The sequence below is a fragment of the Streptomyces sp. NPDC054757 genome (assembly GCF_053612185.1).
The window spans coordinates 268129-285894 of sequence record NZ_JBSHBW010000002.1 but is presented as its reverse complement, the minus strand read 5'-3'; the positions used below and the strand labels follow the sequence as shown (position 1 = coordinate 285894).

The window sequence follows — 17766 nt, the reverse complement described above, 5'->3', positions numbered from 1 at the left end:
GCTACCCCCTGCCCCGAAGTTCAGGCGCGGTCCGTCGTCCCCTGTGAGACGACGTATCTCGCGAAAGAGTTGCACAACGCGCTGTGACCCCGGAGCGGCCCCGCCATCACGGACGGTAGCCGGCCCCGATCTCGAAAAGCGGTCCCGACCTGGGGTTTTTCCCTTCGTGCGGAAGATCGTCCCGGAGCGGTGCGGGCGGTGTGCTGTGGCGAAGATCTCGGCCGGTGCCGATGCGGTACGGCAGCCGGGTGGGCGACACGTGTGCGGTGCGTGCAGAGGCGGTGTACGGGAGCCGGGCGGGCGGCCGGGGCCTCCTGCGACCGGTCGGGCGCAGCGCCCCGTACGACCGGTGCGCCGCCTCATACGACTGGCCCGCCGCGTCACTTCCGTGACGGGGCGGGCCAGTTGACGTTCCGTGACGGAAGGTCAGTCGTTTCCGTTGCCGGCCGAAGGTGTCGTCTTGGCGATCTGCATCAGGAACTCGGCGTTCGACTTGGTCTTCTTCATCTTGTCCAGCAGCAGCTCGATCGCCTGCTGCGAGTCGAGCGCGTGGAGCACCCGGCGCAGCTTCCAGACGATGGCGAGCTCCTCCGCGTTGAGGAGGATCTCTTCCTTACGCGTACCGGACGGGTCGACGTCCACGGAGGGGAAGATGCGCTTGTCGGCGAGCTTCCGGTCGAGCTTGAGCTCCATGTTGCCGGTGCCCTTGAACTCCTCGAAGATCACCTCGTCCATCCGCGATCCGGTCTCCACCAGCGCGGTGGCGAGGATGGTCAGCGAGCCGCCGTCCTCGATGTTCCGCGCGGCACCGAAGAAGCGCTTCGGCGGGTAGAGGGCGGTCGAGTCGACACCACCGGAGAGGATGCGCCCGGAGGCCGGGGCCGCCAGGTTGTACGCACGGCCGAGCCGGGTGATCGAGTCGAGCAGCACGACGACGTCGTGGCCCAGCTCGACGAGACGCTTGGCACGCTCGATGGCCAGTTCGGCGACGGTGGTGTGGTCCTCGGCGGGCCGGTCGAAGGTCGAGGAGATGACCTCGCCCTTCACCGACCGCTGCATGTCGGTGACCTCTTCGGGACGCTCGTCCACGAGGACCACCATCAGGTGGCACTCGGGGTTGTTGACCGTGATCGCGTTGGCGATGGCCTGCATGATCATGGTCTTGCCGGTCTTCGGCGGGGCCACGATCAGACCGCGCTGGCCCTTGCCGATCGGCGCGACCAGGTCGATGATCCGGGTCGTCAGCACACCCGGGTCGGTCTCCAGGCGGAGCCGGTCCTGCGGGTAGAGCGGGGTCAGCTTCTGGAACTCGGGGCGCCCGCGGCCGGATTCGGCCGCCATGCCGTTCGCCGAGTCCAGGCGGACGAGCGCGTTGAACTTCTCGCGGCGCTCGCCGTCCTTGGGCTGGCGGACGGCGCCGGTGACGTGGTCACCCTTGCGCAGGCCGTTCTTGCGGACCTGGGCGAGCGAGACGTACACGTCGTTCGGGCCCGGCAGATAGCCGGAGGTCCGGATGAACGCGTAGTTGTCGAGGATGTCCAGGATGCCCGCGACGGGGATCAGGACGTCGTCGTCGGAGACCTGCGGGGTGTCACCGAACTCCTGACGGTCACCGCGGCGGCCGCGGCGGTCGCGGTAACGGCCGCGGCGTCCGCGGCGGCCTCCCTCGAAGTCGTCGTCGTTCTCGTCGCGGGGGCCGTTGTTCTGGTTGCCCTGGCGCTGACCGCGCTGGCCGCCGCCCTGCTGGTCGTCGCCCTTGCCGCCACGGTCACGGCGGTCACGGCCACCGCGGTCGCCACGGTCCTGACGGTCACCGCGGTCCTGACGGTCACCGCGGTCCTGACGGTCACGGCGGTCACCGCGCTGGCCGCGGTCCTGGCGGTCTCCGCGGCGACCCTCGGCGGTGTCGGTTGCCGACTCCGCCCTGGCCTCCTTGGAGTCCTTGGAGTCCCTGTTGTCCTTGGTGTCCCTGGAGTCCTTGGCATCGGCCGGCGCTTCGGTCTTCACGCCGGTGGCCACGGACTGCGCCTCGGCCTTGGCCTCGGACTTGACGGCCTTGGTCTCGGCTGCCGCGGGCTCGGGGCTGCCGGCCTGTGCGGTGGCCCTGCGGCGGCGCCGCTCGCCCGCGGGCTGCTCGTCGCTGGCGGGCTGCCCGGGGATGTCGATCTGCTGCTGGGCCGCGGACTTCTCGGCCGCCGCGGACTCGTCACCCGTACGGGACTTGGACGTGGCACGGCGCTTCGGCTTGGTCTCGGCCGCGTCCGGAGCGCCGGCGTCCGCCTTGGCGCTCTTCGGCGCGGACGAAGCGCCCTGCGCCTCCTTGATGACCTCGATCAACTGGCTCTTGCGCATGCGCGCAGTGCCCTTGATGCCGAGGCCGGACGCGACCTGCTGCAGCTCGGCCAGGACCATGCCGTCGAGGCCGGTGCCGGAGCGGCGGCGCCGTGCGGTGCTGCCGGTGGCAGCACCGGCGGCGGGCGCGGCCTCGACAGAGTTGTCGGCAGTCACGCCCATCAGATCGGTGGTGTCGCTCACGAAGGGTCCTTCCCTGGAGCGGGCGTCGGCCTGTCTGGCTCGGCGACCGGTTGTGCTGTCCGACTGCGGTTCAGATCTTGACTGATCGCGAACCGACGCCGGGGCGGTGGTCCGCCGGGATACGGCGGAGGGCAAGACGTGCATGGGGTCCGGCAGAGGCCGGTTCCGGAGCGTGCTCGAAACTGCTCAGGCAGGCTGTCAGGCAGTTGGGGAGGCTCCCGGAAGAAAAGGCGGTCCCTGATGGGGACACTGAGCACCGAGCCACAACGACGTCGAGTGCTGACTTGAGGTTAACACTACCGGATCCAACAAATATTCCCCCTCTCGTTCACCGGCAACCGGACGCGCACCTACCCCAGGGGCAGGACGCTCGTACCGGAGGCGTCGAGGGGCAGCCGGTTGGCCGCCCACCCTTCGCCGGCCAGCCGTGCGACCTTGTCGGCCGCACCGTTCTCGACCAGCGCGAGCACCGTGGGGCCCGCGCCGGAGATGACCGCGGGGACGCCGTCCGCGCGCAGTCGGGCGACCAGGGCCACGCTCTCGGGCATCGCCGGAGCACGGTACTCCTGGTGCAGTCGGTCCTCGGTCGCCGCGAGCAGCAGCTCGGGGCGCCTGGTGAGCGCCTCCACGAGCAGGGCCGCGCGACCCGCGTTGGCGGCCGCGTCCACATGGGGGACGCTCCGCGGAAGGAGACCGCGCGCGGTCTCGGTGAGTACCGGCCTGCCGGGCACGAAGGCCACCGGAACGATGGAATCCGCCGGGTCCATCCTGATGGCGCGCGCCGTTCCGCCGTCGGTCCAGGCCAGGGTGAAGCCGCCGAGGAGACAGGCGGCGACGTTGTCGGGGTGGCCCTCGATCTCGGTGGCGAGTTCGAGCAGGGCCGTGTCGTCGAGTTTCTCGGCCCCGCCTATGGTCACAGCCCTGGCGGCGACAATGCCGGCGCAGATGGCGGCCGACGACGAGCCGAGGCCGCGGCCGTGCGGGATGCGGTTGGCGCAGACGACTTCGAGGCCGCGCGGCTGCCCGCCGAGCAGGTCGAAGGCGGTGCGCAGCGACCGTACGAGCAGATGGCTCTCGTCGCGCGGGAGCGTCTCGGCGCCCTCACCGGCGATGTCGACGTGCAGCCCGGCGTCGGCGACCCGGACGACCACGTCGTCGTACAGCCCCAGCGACAGGCCGAAGGCATCGAAGCCCGGTCCGAGGTTGGCGCTGGTGGCAGGGGTGCGCACCCGGACGGCGGCGGCACGGAACGCGGGACCGGCCATCGGTCTGATGACTCTCCTTGTGAGACTGCGCGTCTGGTTTCGACCGCGGAGTGGTGACGGGGATGCGGCTGTGCTTCCCGGGAGAACACTCCCCCGGAGGCCCTGGGCCGGACAACCCGGACAGGCAGAACGAGCACCTGCGGGCCATCACGGCAGCAACACCGCGGCACATGCGGCGGGGTGGGTTGCCTACAGCTTATCGAAGGAAGGTTCTGTCGCGACATAGGGCGCACAGGAGGCGCACGATGCGTGTCGCACGCTACCCATGCGCTCCGGGTCGGACCGGTCGGCCGGGCGGTCCACCGGCGGGTGATGCGGCAGATCGGGAGCACAGCCGGGGCGCATCCGGTGCACAGTCCGGGCGCGCCCCGGGGACCGGCTCCTGACCTGCGGGTCCGTGCGGACCCGAGGCTACGGAACCAGGCCCAGCCGCTCGGCAGCCACCACGGCGTCGACCGGTACGGTGACGGGCTGCGGGGCTCCCGCGACGGCCCAGTCGGGGTCCTTAAGGCCGTTGCCGGTCACCGTGCAGACGATCCGCTGGCCGGGATCCACCTTGCCCTCGTCCGCGGCCTTCAGCAGACCGGCGACCGAAGCGGCCGAGGCGGGCTCCACGAAGACGCCCTCCCGGGAGGCCAACAGCCGGTAGGCGGCCAGAATCTGACGGTCGGTGACGTCGTCGATGAAGCCGCCGGACTCCTCGCGTGCGTCGAGCGCGAACTGCCAGGAGGCCGGGTTCCCGATCCGGATCGCCGTGGCGATGGTGGAGGGGTCCTTGACGATCTCGCCGCGCACGATGGGAGCGGAGCCGGATGCCTGGAAGCCCCACATACGGGGGGTGCGGGTGGCCGGGCCGTCCGCCGCGTACTCCTTGTAACCCTTCCAGTACGCCGTGATGTTGCCGGCGTTGCCGACGGGCAGCACATGGATGTCGGGGGCGTCACCGAGCGCGTCGACGATCTCGAAGGCTCCGGTCTTCTGGCCCTCGATACGGGATGGATTGACCGAATTGACCAGCGCCACCGGGTAGTTGTCCGAGAGCGAGCGGGCCAGCGTCAGGCAGTCGTCGAAGTTGCCGTCCACCTGGAGGATCTTCGCGCCGTGCACCAGCGCCTGACCCATCTTGCCGAGGGCGATCTTTCCCTGCGGCACCAGGACGGCGCAGACCATTCCGGCCCGTACAGCGTAGGCGGCGGCCGATGCCGAGGTGTTGCCGGTGGAGGCGCAGATGACGGCCTGGGCGCCCTGCTCCTTGGCGTGGGTGATCGCCATGGTCATGCCCCGGTCCTTGAAGGACCCCGTGGGGTTGGCGCCCTCGACCTTGAGGTGCACCTCGCAGCCGGTGCGCTCGGAAAGGACCTGCGCGGGGACGAGCGGCGTTCCGCCCTCACGGAGTGTCACGACCGGTGTCGTGCTCGTGACCGGGAGGCGGTCCCGGTACTCCTCGATGATGCCGCGCCACTGGTGGGTGCCCTTGGTGGTCATGGGTCCTTACTCCCCTTCAACACGCATGATGCTGGCGACACCGAGCACGGTGTCGAGCTTGCGCAGCGCTTCGACGGTCCCGGAGAGGGCCGCGTCGGGCGCGCGGTGGGTGACGACGACGAGTGATGCCTCGCCGCCTCCGCCCGCCCGCTGCCCGCCGCCACCCTGCTCGATGGCGACTTCGTCACCGCTGCCTGAATTTCGGCCCTGCTGGCGTACCGTGTCGATCGATACGCCCTGCTCGGCGAAGACCGTGGCCACCTGGGCGAGAACGCCTGGTTTGTCGGCCACGTCGAGGCTGATGTGGTAACGCGTGACGACATCGCCCATGGGGCTCACGGGCAGCATCGTGTACGCGGACTCGCCGGGCCCGGTGGCCTCGTTGAGCCTGTTCCGGCAGACCGCGACCAGATCGCCGAGGACCGCGGAAGCGGTGGGTGAGCCGCCGGCGCCGGGACCGTAGAACATCAGCTGCCCGGCGGCCTCGGCCTCGATGAACACCGCGTTGTACGCCTCGCGCACCGAGGCCAGGGGGTGGCTGAGCGGGATCATCGCGGGGTGGACCCGGGCGGTGACGGACCTGCCGTCGGCGGCGCGCTCGCAGATGGCGAGCAGCTTGACGGTGCAGCCCATCCGCTTGGCGGACGCGATGTCGGCCGCGGTCACCTCGGTGAGGCCCTCGCGGTGGACGTCGTCGAGCCGTACCCGGGTGTGGAAGGCGATCCCGGCGAGGATCGCGGCCTTGGCCGCCGCGTCGAAGCCCTCGACGTCGGCCGTCGGGTCGGCCTCGGCGTAGCCGAGCGCGGTGGCCTCGTCCAGCGCCTCCGAGTAGCCCGCGCCGGTGCTGTCCATCTTGTCGAGGATGAAGTTGGTGGTGCCGTTGACGATGCCGAGGACGCGGTTCACCTTGTCGCCTGCGAGCGATTCGCGCAGCGGGCGGACGAGCGGGATGGCGCCGGCCACGGCGGCCTCGTAGTAGAGGTCCCGGCCCTGGCCCTGGGCGAGCGCGTGCAGCGCGGTGCTGTCCTTGGCGAGCAGCGCCTTGTTGGCGGAGACGACGCTCGCGCCGTGCTCGAAGGCGGCTGCGATGAGGGTGCGGGCGGGCTCGATGCCGCCGATGACCTCGATCACCACGTCGATGTCACCGCGTTTGACCAGGGCCATCGCGTCCGTGGTGATGAGCGCGGGGTCGATGCCCTCGCGGACCTTGGAGGGGCGGCGGACGGCCACACCGGCGAGCTCGACGGGGGCACCGATCCGGGCCGCGAGGTCGTCGGCGTGCGTCGTCATGATGCGCGCCACCTCTGAGCCGACGACTCCACAGCCCAGCAGCGCCACCTTCAGCGGACGCGTACGCATCATCCGACCTCACTTCTCATACTTCTACGGTTGGACCAGTCTCACTCACCGGACGGGGGTTTCTGTCCCCTGTCCGGATTCTGAGATGACTATTTCACTAGCCGACATCGAGGCGCAGGAGATCTTCCTCCGTCTCACGCCGGACGATCACCCGGGCCTCGCCGTCCCTGACAGCGACGACGGGCGGGCGCAGCGCGTGGTTGTAGTTGCTGGCCATGGCGCGGCAGTAGGCGCCGGTGGCCGGTACGGCGAGCAGATCGCCGGGCGCGAGATCGGCGGGCAGGAATGCATCCTTGACCACGATGTCGCCGCTCTCGCAGTGCTTGCCGACCACCCGGGCGAGCATCGGCTCGGCCGTGGAGGTCCGGGAGACCAGGGCGACGCTGTACTCGGCGTCGTAGAGCGCGGTACGGATGTTGTCGGACATCCCGCCGTCGACGCTGACGTAGGTGCGCAGCCCCTCCAGTGGCTTGATGGTCCCGACCTCGTACAGGGTGAAGGCGGTCGGCCCGACGATGGCGCGGCCCGGCTCGACGGAGATACGCGGGGTGGCGAGACCGGCCGCCTCGCACTCACGGGTGACGATCTCGCCGAGCGCCTTGGCGATCTCATGCGGCTCGCGGGGGTCGTCCTCCGAGGTGTACGCGATGCCGAGGCCGCCGCCGAGGTCGATCTCAGGGAGCTCCACACCGTGTTCGTCACGGATCTCGGCGAGCAGCTGCACGACCCGGCGTGCGGAGACCTCGAAGCCCGCCATGTCGAAGATCTGCGAGCCGATGTGCGAGTGGATTCCGATGAGTTCGAGCCCGTCGAGCTTGAGCGCCCTGCGGACGGCCTCTGCGGCCTCGCCCCCGGCCAGCGCGATCCCGAACTTCTGGTCCTCGTGGGCGGTGGCGATGAACTCGTGGGTGTGCGCCTCGACGCCGACCGTCACCCGGATCTGGACCCGCTGGCGCACCCCGTGGCTCTGCGCGATGTGGGCGACCCGGACGATCTCCTGGAACGAGTCGAGCACGATACGGCCGACACCGGCCACGACGGCCCGCTCGATCTCGGTGGCGGTCTTGTTGTTGCCGTGGAAGGCGATGCGCTCGGCGGGCATACCGGCGGCGAGCGCGGTGGCCAGTTCGCCGCCGGAGCAGACGTCGAGGTTGAGCCCCTCCTCCTGGAGCCACTTCACCACGGCGCGCGAGAGGAACGCCTTGCCCGCGTAGAACACGTCTGCGTCCGGCCCGAAGGCGTCCGCCCAGGCCCGGCACCTCGCCCGGAAGTCGGCCTCGTCGAGGAAGTAGGCGGGGGTGCCGAACTCCTCGGCCAGCCGGGTCACTTCGATGCCGCCGACGGTGACGGCTCCGTCCGCGTTACGGCCGACCGTGCGCGACCAGACCTTCTCGTCCAGGGAGTTGAGGTCTTCGGCGGGGGCGGAGTAGTGGCCCTCGGTGTAGACATCGGCGTGCCGGGGCCCGGCGGGGTGTGCGGAACGGCTCATCTCTTCGCTCTTTCAGATGTGTTCGGGTGCGCTGATACCGAGCAGGGACAGGCCGCCTGCCAGCACCGTCCCGGCGGCCTCGGTGAGGGCGAGCCGGGAGCGGTGGGCGGCCGAGGGTTTCTCGTCCCCGACGGGGAGCACCGTGCTGTGGAACGCCAGAAAGGCATCGGCGACCACGACGAGCTGCCGGGCGATCCGGTGACCGGCACCGAAGGGTGCGGTGGGGGTGGGGCTGGGGGCTGCCGCGGGGGTGGACGCGGCTATGGGTGCGGCTGGGGTGACTGCCGCGGGTGCTGGGGCGGGGGCTGCCGCGGACCGGGCGGTACGGGAGGTCCTGCGGGGCCCGGGGCCTGTCGCGGACTCAACGGCCCCGGGGTAGTCGGCGAGAGCGGCGACCAGTACGGCTGCCTCACGGTCCCGCTCGCAGGCCGCGTCGTACTCGGCGCAGGACGCGGCACCGAAGCCCAGCTCACTGGCGTTACGGAGCAGGGCGCGGCTGCGGGCATGGGCGTACTGCACACGGAAGAGCGGATTGCTCTCGCGCCGCACCAGCAGTTCGTCACTGCCACCGCCGAAGAGGGCGCCCCAGCGGGCCGCGTCGAGAGCCGGCTGGTCGGGAGCCGGCTGGTCGGGCGTGGCCGGAACCGGTGGGGTGTCGCGCTCCCCGGGGGCCGCCGGGGCGTCGGGCGCTCCCCCCAGTCCGTACCGCAGACCCTCCGTGAGCACGGCGCGGACGACCGCGCCCGAGCCGTCCGGCACCAGCGTGAAGTTCAGGAAGCCGGGCCCGGTGATCTCGACCTGCTCTATCCCCCGGGTACCGGCGATCCGCTGCCGCAGGGCCTCGGCGACCGCCCGGGGGGCCATCCCGGCCGGGCCGGCCAGCTGGAGCGCCGCACTGGTCGCGTAGTCGCCCCGCCCGCCGGGCCTGGGCCGCTCGACCCTGATCCGCTCGGGGACGGGCACGGACAGGGCACCCTCGTCGACCGCGCGGCGCACGGCGCGCGCGACGGTGCGGGAGAGCTCTGCGGGAGTCACAGGACCAGCGTATGGGAGAAGGGGGGCCACTCCGCGAACCGGTTTCGCCATGCGGTCAGCCGAGGGTGCTCCCGGCCCGCCCTGCGGGCCTGCCGCCGCCGCGGGCGCTCCGGCCGGGACCGGCGGACGACGACTGCTCCCGGCACATCAGCCGGCTCACCAGCCGGATCAGCTCGGCGGGCTCGAACGGTTTGGCCAGGAAGGCGTCGACGCCGGAGGCGAGTCCGCTCTCCACCTCCTGCTGCGAACACGCGCTGACGATCGCGAGCGGCAGCCGGCTGGTACGGGGGTCGGCACGGAGCCGGGCGGCGGTACGCAGACCGTCGAGACGCGGCATGACGACATCGAGGGTGATCACATCAGGGGCGACCCGGTGGACGACTTCCAGACACTCGGCACCGTCGGCCGCGGTCACGACCTCGAAGCCCTCCAGTTCGAGATTGACCCTGATCAGCTGCCGGATGACCTTGTTGTCGTCGACAACGAGCACCCTGCCGTACGCGCCTGACACACCTACGAGCGTAGGACCGCGGCCACCGCCGCGTCCGGGTTTTGCCCACTTCCACCCCGTGCGGACACCGGACGCGGTCCCTCCGCGGAAACCTGTTCATGGTCACCCCCACTGAGCTGGTAGGGTTTCACTCGTCGCCGCCTACCGCAGCGATACGCCCCCGTAGCTCAGGGGATAGAGCATCGGCCTCCGGAGCCGGGTGCGCAGGTTCGAATCCTGCCGGGGGCACTTCCGGAATCAGGCTCTGACCAGCAGAAATGCTGGTCAGAGCCTTTTTGCATGCCCTTTACGGCCGCCTCGGTCCGGGTGGGGCCCCGCCGCCTCAGCGCACCGGCGGGCAGGGCCGGCCCATGGCCGCGCAGCGGGCCTCGAACCCCGGCGGGAGCCAGTCCCCCTGGAGCAGCCGGGGGTGGGCGGGGAAGGCGGCCCGCGCGGCCAGGACGAAGACCAACGAGGCCCAGAGCGTGTGCAGTTGTACGGTCATATAGCCGTTGCCGTACGTGTCCTGGAAGCTGCACTGGACGATCTCGGGCGCTATCAGCTCCACCGAGTCCAGACCCGTCCAGCCCAGGTCCAGCGGGTTCTGCTGCTGTCCGAAGACCGCCCGGCGGTCGGTGACGGTGAGTTCACCAGGACCGTCCGGTATCCAGCGGGGGCGTGCGTCGGCCATCGCCCTGTTCCTGCGGGCCGCGTTGCCCACGGCCGAGCCGACCATGCTGCCGATCACGAAGGACGCGGAGCCGAACGCGACCGTGCTGCTGTTCACGTACGAGCCGTTGCCCAGGGCCCGCCAGGTGGAGCGGGCGGCCGGGCCCACCGCCAGGGACAGCTCGCCCTGGTGCAGCCGCGCCCTGGTGGGGATCGGGGGGCGCTCGCCGATGCGGCCCGCCTGGAGGTCGTGCACCAGGCCGCAGGTGTAGAGCAGATGGTCGTCCAGCGTGCCCCAGCCGTACTGTTCCGCGCTCTCCGGACCTTCCGCCCACTGCGTGGTTCCCATGGCTCCCCCGATCTCCCGTGCCGGCCCCCGTTCCGGCCGGTGGCTGACATCGTAGAGATCGTTCCACGGCCTCCGTGCCCGCGTCCGGCTTCCACCGGAGTCCGCCGTACGGCGCCCGGACCGGAACGGTCGCGGTGCCCGGTCGGCGAACCGATCCGCCGGGCTCCGCCACCGCTTCAGCGCCCCACCGCTTCAACGCCCCACCTCGTGAGCGCCTCACCTCGTGAGCGCCTCACCTCCCAGCGCTTCTCCGCTATGGCGCCTCTCCGCTTCGGCGCTTCTCCGCTACGTACGTGGCGTCCCGCCGTGCCCCGCCGATGCCGCCCCGCGCCCGGGGGGCGCCGGGTGGGCACCCTCGCCGTCCGGTACGACCGGCTCGCTCAGGCCCAGGCCGGCGCCTCCGGAGACGCCGGCCAGCTCGGAGCCCAGGGACTCGGCGGGCAGCACCCGGTGCTTACGGCTCACCCGGCCGGTCAGCAGCGAGGAGAGCGCGGCCACCAGGCAGGCCGCGACCGCGAACCAGAAGGCGATGACCAGGCCCTGGTGGAAGGGGCCGGAGATCAGATGCGGGAAGTACTCCTTGCTGGTGAGGTGCTTGCCGCCGTCCGGCAGCTTGGCCAGATGGTCCCCGAGGAGCTGCTGGAGCGGGTTGTAGCCGAGGAAGGCCGCGAAGAGCACGGCGATCGGCGGGAGTTGGGACACCTGGGTGGCCTCGGACGCGGGCACACCCTGGGCCACAAGGCCGTCGTGCATGGCGCTCGGCAGGGTGTGCGAGAGGCCCGCGATCATCAGGCTGAAGAAGATGCCGATCGAGAGGACCATCGCGGAGTTCTGGAACGTCGCGGTCATTCCGGAGCCGGCGCCGCGCGACCGTGCCGGGACGGCGTTCATGATCTCGGCGCGGTTCGGCGAGGCGAAGAGACCGGAGCCGACGCCGTTGACCAGCAGCAGCAGCGCGAAGATCCAGTAATGGAAGTCGGTGGGCAGGGTCATCAGGACCAGGAAGCTCACCGCTGTCAGCAGCGCGCCGCCGACCGTGAACGGCCGCGCCCCGAGCCGGTCCGAGAGCCAGCCGGAGAGCGGGGCCGACAGGAGGAAGCCGACGGTCAGCGGGATCATGTAGATGCCCGCCCAGAGCGGGGTCTTCTCGAAGCTGTAGCCGTGCAGGGGCAGCCAGATCCCCTGGAGCCAGATGATCAGCATGAACTGGAGGCCGCCGCGCCCCAGCGCGGTCAGCAGGCTGGCGATGTTGCCCGCGGTGAAGGCGCGCAGCCGGAAGAGCGAGAGCCGGAAGAGCGGCTCGGCCACCTTCATCTCGATCCAGACGAACGCCCCCAGCACGACCACGCCGCCGATCAGCGCGGTCAGCACCCACGGGTTCAGCCAGCCCATGGTGCTGCCGCCGTAGGGCTGGATGCCGTACGTGATGCCGACCAGGACCGAGATCAGCCCCACGGCGAAGGTGACATTGCCCCACCAGTCCATGCGCGCCTTGGCCCGCACCCCGGTGTCATGGAGCTTCACATAGGCCCAGATGGTGCCGAAGACGCCGAACGGGACCGACACCAGGAAGATCATCTTCCAGTTCACCGGGGCCAGTACACCGCCCAGGATCAGCCCGAGGAACGAACCGGCGATGGCCGCGATGGAGTTGATGCCCAGCGCCGTACCGCGCTGGTTGGCCGGGAAGGCGTCGGTCAGGATCGCCGTGGAGTTGGCGAAGAGCAGCGCACCGCCGATCCCCTGCGCGATACGCCAGCCGATGAGCCAGAGCGCGCCCGCGCTGCCGTCCATCCAGGTGACCGAGAGCATGACCGAGCAGAGCGTGAAGGCGGCGAAGCCGAGGTTGTACATACGGACCCGGCCGAACATGTCGCCGAGCCTGCCGAAGGTGACCACCAGCACCGCGGTGACCACCATGAAGCCCATCAGCATCCAGAGCAGATAACTGGTGTTCGCGGAGTCCAGCGGGTCGAGATGAATGCCACGGAAGATGTCAGGAAGGGCGATCAGCACGATCGACTGATTGATCATCACCATCAGTACGCCGAGCGTGGTGTTGGACAGCGCGATCCACTTGTAGTGCTCCCCCGGCCCTGCCGGAGGCGACGACTCTGCAGGTATTCGACCGGTCATGCCCACGATGCACGTTCCCCTCTGCGCGCACCCCTGCCCGCCGACGCCGGTGGACACGGGTCGTTAGTTGACGCAAGCAATCTAACTCTTGTACGGGGCATCCACATTTCCTGAGCGCCCTGAAGATCGACTCACGGGCCGGGCGGCGCACCTCCTCCGCCTCTCACGCCCCAGGGGTCACGGCCGGTGGTGCGCGGGCGCGCGGTGCAGGGGCGTCGGCAAAGCGGCATGTCAGGCGGTACGCGAACCGGCGCTCCGGGTAACCGGCGGGGGCGCGGGCATGGGGCGCGCGCTGCCGCCCTCCCTCGCGTGTGTTTTTTATTTGTGACTCAGATCACATGAAGTGGAGGGGGGTGGCCGGTACGTCAGTACGCCGTAACGCCTCCCCCGGGACAGTGGCGTCCCAGCGGAGGCGTTACGGGCTCGGGCCGTCCAGGGCCTCACGCCGTACGGGTGGCTCCGGTGGAGGCGGGGCGCGCCGGGCGGGCCGCCTCCGGCGAGCCGGTGGCCGCTTCCGCCGCCACCAGCCTCTCCATCGGTGCGGCCGCGAGTGCGCCGCCCACCAGCATGGCGAGGACGATGAAGCAGCCCATGATCACGTTGCCGAACCAGACCATCGTGTCGACCGGCAGGGAGTACACCGCGATCACCCGGACCACACACTCGGCGACCAGGGCGACGCCCCAGACCAGCGAGAAGACCGACTCCAGGCGGCGGAAGGGCTTCGACTCGACCGAAAGCCGCTTCCACGCCGCCTCCTTGGTCTCGCTGCTCTTGACGACCCAGGGCTTCAGGCCGGCCGACATCAGCGGCTTTCCGAGCAGTACGGAGACCAGCACACCGATGCCGACCGTACTGCTGACCGCGCTGTCCTTGGCGAGCATCAGCCGCGGGTCGCCGGAGAGAGTGGTGAGCGCCAGGCCGACGAGGTTGACGAAGAGGATCAGGGCGGCGAGTGCGTTGACCCGGCGCTCCCTGACGACGCCCCACACCGTGCGTACGGCCGGCAGGGCGCTGCTCCAGGCGAGAGCGGCGACCGTGCCCATGCCTTCGTGCTTGAGGAAGTAGTAACCGCCCATCGGGACGACGACATCCAGGACCAGCGGGCTCATGCTCTTCTTCGGCTTCTTCGTCGCGGTTTCCATACGTACAGCTTGGCGAGGAGGGAGGGTGCCCCGGCAGAGGCAGCTGTCCTGTACCCGGCAGGACATTTGTCAGTACGCGGAGGGTGACACCCCAGGGGCAACTGACTGTGGAGCAGGGGCGGGTGACGCCTGGCCAGGCACCCGTGGGGCCGCTTCGGGGCCGGTCGCGCCGGGTGTCACGCCGAGGCGCGCTTCTTCCCCCGGGTACCGGATGACCCACTGGCAGCCGCTGTCTTCTTCGACGTCCCGTTCCCGGCCGATGCCCTGCCCCCGGCACTCTTCTTGGCCGGGGCCCGTTTCGCCGTGGAACCCTTCGCCGCGGCCCCCTTGGCCGATGAGCCGCTGCCGCCCGACGCCGCCCCGCGCGCGGTGGTCTTCCTGGCCGCGGTCTTCTTGGGGGCCGCCCGGCCCGAAGCGGCCTTCCGCGGTGCGGACTTGGCGGCCGCCGCACCGGACTGCCCGCTCCCGCTCCCCCGACCGCTCTTCGTGGCCGCCTTCCGCTTCCGCGCCGGGTGCAGCTCCCGGACCTCGGCGTCCTCCCCGTCGTCCGCTTCCTCCCCGCCGCGTGAGTCCTTCGCCGCCTGCACGCTTCTCTCCAGCGCCGACATCAGGTCGATGATTCTGCCCGCACCGGCCTCCGCCGCGGGCCGGGCGGGCGTCTCGCCACCGGACGTCTTCGCGGCGATCAACTCCTCGACGGCCTCCCGGTAGTCGTCGTGCAGCGAGTCCATCTCGACCTCGCCCAGGGTGTCCATCAGGGCGTCGGCCAGGTCGAGTTCGGCATCGCGCACCGTGACGGGGGTCTCCGGGGCGACCCCTTCGTACGATCTGATCTCGTCCGGCCAGAGCAGCCCGTGCATCGCGATGGCGTCGCCGACGACCCGTAGCATCCCCAGCCGCTCCCGCCCGCGCAGCGCGAACTTGGCGATGGCGACCCGGCGGCTGCGCTTGAGCGCCTCGCGCAGCAGGGTGTACGGCTTGGCCGCCGTGGCCCCGCCGGCCGCGAGGTAGTAGGCCGAGCCCATCTGCAACGGGTCGATCGAATCGAGCGGCACGAACGCCACGATGTCGATCGTCTTCGCGGTCGGCAGCGGCAGTGCGGCCAGGTCCTCATCGGTGATCGGGATCATGGAACCGTCGTCGGCCTCGTACGCCTTGCCGATCTCGTCGGCGGTCAGCTCCTCGCCGTCCAGCTCGCAGACCTTGCGGTAGCGGATGCGGCCGCCGTCGGCGGTGTGGATCTGCCGGAAGGAGACGGAGTGGTTCTCGGTGGCGTTCACCAGCTTGATCGGGATGCTGACCAGGCCGAAGGAGATGGCCCCGTTCCAGATGGATCGCACGATGGCTCCCGTCCTGTTCGGTGACCTCGTTCCGGGTCCGGCACCCGCCTTGCTCCGGGTCCGGCACCCAAGTCTCGCGTGGATGCGGCCGCGGCGCTCGCGGAGGAGAGCGCCGGAGAGCGAGCGACGGAGAGCGACGGTGTAACGCCGCCGAGGAGGGCTACGGAGGAGAAGCCGCGGAGGAGAGCCCCGAAGGGGAGCTGCGGAGATGGGCCGCGGAGGGGAGCTGCGCAGGTGGGCCGCGGAGAGGGATCCGGCTACGGGTGTTCGGACGTCAGATAGCGCTGGACCGTCGGTGCCAGCCAGCCGACGATCTCGTCGCGCGACATCGCCACCGCGGGCTCGATGCGGAGGACGTACCGGGCGAGTGCCATGCCCAGGATCTGCGACGCGACGAGTGCCGCACGGTGCGGGGCGTCCGCGGGGTCGGGGCAGGTGCCGGCGGCGACCGGTCCGAGCTGTTCGGCGAAGATGGCCCTCATCCGCTCGGCCCCCGCTTCGTGGGTGACGCCGACTCTGAGCAGGCCCGTGAGCACGTCGTCCCGCTCCCAGCGGTCCAGGAAGTGCCCGACGAGGATCGCGCCGATGTGGTCGGCGGGCAGTGCGCCCCGGCCGGGCAGCCGCAGATCGATCGTGGACGCCGCGGCGAACAGCCCCTCCTTCGAACCGTAGTAGCGCATCACCATCGACGGGTCGATGCCCGCGTCCCGGGCGATGGCCCTGATCGTGGCGCGTTCGTACCCGTCGCTGGCGAACCGCTCCCGGGCGGCTTCGAGGATCGCCGCCTTGGTCGTGGCGGCGGTACGGCGCGGGGCGGAGGGGGCAGGCATGCCAACAAGCGTAGGCCAACAGACGTTGACACGCCAGGCCGGCCCGCTCTAGCCTTGCCAACAAGCGTTGACCAACGCATGTTGGCCAACAAGCGATGGCATGTGCCCATGCGGAGGCTGTCATGACGGACACACCCAGCACCGGAGCGAACCGCGCGAACACAACTGACGCGAACACCACCGAGGCTTCAAGCGACCTGCCGACGGACGTACTGATCGTGGGCGCGGGCCCGGCCGGCCTGCTCCTGGCGGGCGACCTCGCCGCCCAGCGGCTGTCGGTCACCGTCGTCGAGCGGCGTCCGCCCGGAACAAGCAGCCTGACGCGCGCCTTCGCCGTGCACGCCCGCACCCTGGAGCTGCTCGACGCGCGGGGGCTCGCCGATGACCTGATCAGGACCGGTACGTGCCTGGACCAGCTGGAGATCTTCGGCCGGGTCTCGCTCGACCTCACCCGGCTGCGCAGCCGGTTCCCGTTCGTCCTGATTACCCCGCAGTACGAGGTCGAACGCCTGCTGAAGGACCGCGCGCTCAAGGCGGGCGTGCGCTTCCGCCATGGGACGGAGCTGGTCGGCCTCAGCCAGTCCGCCGCCGGGACGGTCACCGCCGACCTGCGCGGGACCGACGGGGCGGGTTCCACGGTCGGGGCCCGGTATCTCGTGGGGACGGACGGGGTGCGCAGCTCGGTGCGCCGGGCGCTCGGGCTGCCGTTCCCCGGCGAGTCCGTGATCAGGTCGATCATCCTGGCCGATGTCCGGCTGACCGGGACGCCTCCGGAGGTGCTCACGGTGAACGGCGTGGGCGACTCCTTCGCCTTCATCGCGCCGTTCGGCGACGGCTGGTACCGGGTCATGGGCTGGGACCGCACCCGGCAGACCGACGACAGCGATCCCGTGGAGCTCGACGAGCTCCGCGGGATCGCCCGCACCGCACTCGGCACCGACTACGGGATGCACGGCGCCCGCTGGCTCTCCCGCTTCCACAGCGACGAACGCCAGGTGCCCGCCTACCGCACCGGCCGGGTCTTTCTGGCGGGTGACGCCGCCCATGTCCATTCGCCGGCGGGCGGCCAGGGCATGAACACCGGCCTCCAGGACGCCGCGAACCTCTCCTGGAAGCTCGCGGCCGTTCTGCGCGGGCACTCCGCAGAACCCGAGGCGCTACTGGACAGCTACCACACGGAGCGGCACCCGGTCGGGTCCCAGGTGCTGCGCACCAGCGGGGCGATCATCCGTCTGGCCATGGCCAGCACCCCGGGGCAGCGCGCCACACGCACAGCCCTCACCCGTCTGCTCTCCGCCGTACGCCCGGCGTCGGACAAGGCCATCGCGAGGATCTCCGGCATCGGCATCTCGTACCCCGCCCCCCGGGGCAGCCACCGGCTGACGGGCACCCGGGCGCCCGCGCTGCGACTGGCCGAGGGGCGGCTGCCCGAGCTGTTGCGCGAGGGCGCCTTCGTCCTGGTCACACCCCCGGGCGCGCCCGGCCCCACCGGGCCGGTCCCGCTCGTCCACGCGCACTGGACGAGTGACCGCACCCTCACCCTGCTCGTACGCCCCGACGGTCACATCGCCTGGGCCGGCACGCACCCCGGTCCCGGGACCCTGGCCAAAGCACTCGGCTGACGACGCCGGCCGGCAGG

The 17766-nt window shown here is 70.8% G+C and carries 13 protein-coding genes and 1 tRNA gene; 2 read left to right on the top strand and 12 right to left on the bottom strand.

Annotation, left to right across the window (positions count from 1 at the left end):
* Positions 1-426: 426 nt before the first annotated feature.
* The 7 genes from rho to ACWGKJ_RS04005 form a co-directional block, all read right to left on the bottom strand.
* Positions 427-2535, bottom strand: coding sequence for a transcription termination factor Rho (gene rho / locus ACWGKJ_RS04035; protein ID WP_385016639.1), 2109 nt, complete (start codon positions 2533-2535; stop codon positions 427-429).
* A gap of 350 nt (positions 2536-2885) precedes the next feature.
* Complete coding sequence (gene thrB / locus ACWGKJ_RS04030) at positions 2886-3800, bottom strand: homoserine kinase (RefSeq protein ID WP_385016637.1); 915 nt, start codon at positions 3798-3800, stop codon at positions 2886-2888.
* 411 nt (positions 3801-4211) lie between these two features.
* Entirely contained in the window at positions 4212-5285 is a 1074-nt protein-coding gene (gene thrC / locus ACWGKJ_RS04025; RefSeq protein WP_385016634.1) for a threonine synthase, read from the bottom strand.
* 6 nt (positions 5286-5291) lie between these two features.
* Positions 5292-6647: a homoserine dehydrogenase gene (locus ACWGKJ_RS04020; RefSeq protein WP_385016631.1), complete on the bottom strand. Its 1356-nt coding sequence runs from the start codon at positions 6645-6647 to the stop codon at positions 5292-5294.
* Between the two features lie 94 nt (positions 6648-6741).
* Positions 6742-8133, bottom strand: coding sequence for a diaminopimelate decarboxylase (gene lysA / locus ACWGKJ_RS04015; protein WP_385016628.1), 1392 nt, complete (start codon positions 8131-8133; stop codon positions 6742-6744).
* Positions 8134-8145: 12 nt separating this feature from the next.
* Positions 8146-9168, bottom strand: a complete 1023-nt coding sequence (locus tag ACWGKJ_RS04010) for a DALR anticodon-binding domain-containing protein (protein ID WP_385016625.1) — start codon at positions 9166-9168, stop codon at positions 8146-8148.
* A 55-nt stretch (positions 9169-9223) separates the two neighbouring features.
* Positions 9224-9679 carry a response regulator gene (locus tag ACWGKJ_RS04005; protein WP_385016623.1) on the bottom strand — a complete coding sequence of 152 codons (456 nt, stop codon included), beginning with the start codon at positions 9677-9679 and terminating at the stop codon, positions 9224-9226.
* Positions 9680-9835: 156 nt separating this feature from the next.
* On the opposite strand from ACWGKJ_RS04005, the gene ACWGKJ_RS04000 reads away from it, so the two are divergent.
* Positions 9836-9907, top strand: a tRNA-Arg gene (locus tag ACWGKJ_RS04000).
* 94 nt (positions 9908-10001) lie between these two features.
* Here the strand turns inward: ACWGKJ_RS04000 and ACWGKJ_RS03995 are convergent.
* From ACWGKJ_RS03995 to ACWGKJ_RS03975, 5 genes are all read right to left on the bottom strand, one after another.
* The gene (locus ACWGKJ_RS03995) at positions 10002-10676 is read right to left on the bottom strand and encodes a hypothetical protein (RefSeq protein WP_385016621.1); all 675 of its coding nucleotides are present in this window, start codon (positions 10674-10676) and stop codon (positions 10002-10004) included.
* A gap of 285 nt (positions 10677-10961) precedes the next feature.
* Positions 10962-12812, bottom strand: a complete 1851-nt coding sequence (locus ACWGKJ_RS03990) for an MFS transporter (protein ID WP_385016618.1) — start codon at positions 12810-12812, stop codon at positions 10962-10964.
* 440 nt (positions 12813-13252) lie between these two features.
* Positions 13253-13957: a VC0807 family protein gene (locus ACWGKJ_RS03985; protein ID WP_385016615.1), complete on the bottom strand. Its 705-nt coding sequence runs from the start codon at positions 13955-13957 to the stop codon at positions 13253-13255.
* Positions 13958-14133: 176 nt separating this feature from the next.
* Positions 14134-15297 (bottom strand): non-homologous end joining protein Ku, encoded by a 1164-nt coding sequence (gene ku, locus ACWGKJ_RS03980; RefSeq protein ID WP_385016612.1) that lies wholly within the window; start codon positions 15295-15297, stop codon positions 14134-14136.
* Positions 15298-15554: 257 nt separating this feature from the next.
* Entirely contained in the window at positions 15555-16127 is a 573-nt protein-coding gene (locus tag ACWGKJ_RS03975) for a TetR/AcrR family transcriptional regulator (protein WP_385016609.1), read from the bottom strand.
* Between the two features lie 122 nt (positions 16128-16249).
* Between ACWGKJ_RS03975 and ACWGKJ_RS03970 the strand changes: the two genes are divergently transcribed.
* Positions 16250-17749 carry an FAD-dependent monooxygenase gene (locus ACWGKJ_RS03970; RefSeq protein WP_385016607.1) on the top strand — a complete coding sequence of 500 codons (1500 nt, stop codon included), beginning with the start codon at positions 16250-16252 and terminating at the stop codon, positions 17747-17749.
* Positions 17750-17766: the final 17 nt, after the last annotated feature.

What these genes read in the sequence shown, in the direction of transcription:
- thrB (WP_385016637.1), bottom strand. Translation starts at nt 3,800, where the DNA reads ATGGCCGGTCCCGCGTTCCGTGCCGCCGCCGTCCGGGTGCGCACCCCT.
- thrC (WP_385016634.1), bottom strand. Translation starts at nt 5,285, where the DNA reads ATGACCACCAAGGGCACCCACCAGTGGCGCGGCATCATCGAGGAGTAC.
- ACWGKJ_RS04020 (WP_385016631.1), bottom strand. Translation starts at nt 6,647, where the DNA reads ATGATGCGTACGCGTCCGCTGAAGGTGGCGCTGCTGGGCTGTGGAGTC.
- lysA (WP_385016628.1), bottom strand. Translation starts at nt 8,133, where the DNA reads ATGAGCCGTTCCGCACACCCCGCCGGGCCCCGGCACGCCGATGTCTAC.
- ACWGKJ_RS03995 (WP_385016621.1), bottom strand. Translation starts at nt 10,676, where the DNA reads ATGGGAACCACGCAGTGGGCGGAAGGTCCGGAGAGCGCGGAACAGTAC.
- ACWGKJ_RS03990 (WP_385016618.1), bottom strand. Translation starts at nt 12,812, where the DNA reads ATGACCGGTCGAATACCTGCAGAGTCGTCGCCTCCGGCAGGGCCGGGG.
- ACWGKJ_RS03985 (WP_385016615.1), bottom strand. Translation starts at nt 13,957, where the DNA reads ATGGAAACCGCGACGAAGAAGCCGAAGAAGAGCATGAGCCCGCTGGTC.
- ACWGKJ_RS03975 (WP_385016609.1), bottom strand. Translation starts at nt 16,127, where the DNA reads ATGCCTGCCCCCTCCGCCCCGCGCCGTACCGCCGCCACGACCAAGGCG.
- ACWGKJ_RS03970 (WP_385016607.1), top strand. Translation starts at nt 16,250, where the DNA reads ATGACGGACACACCCAGCACCGGAGCGAACCGCGCGAACACAACTGAC.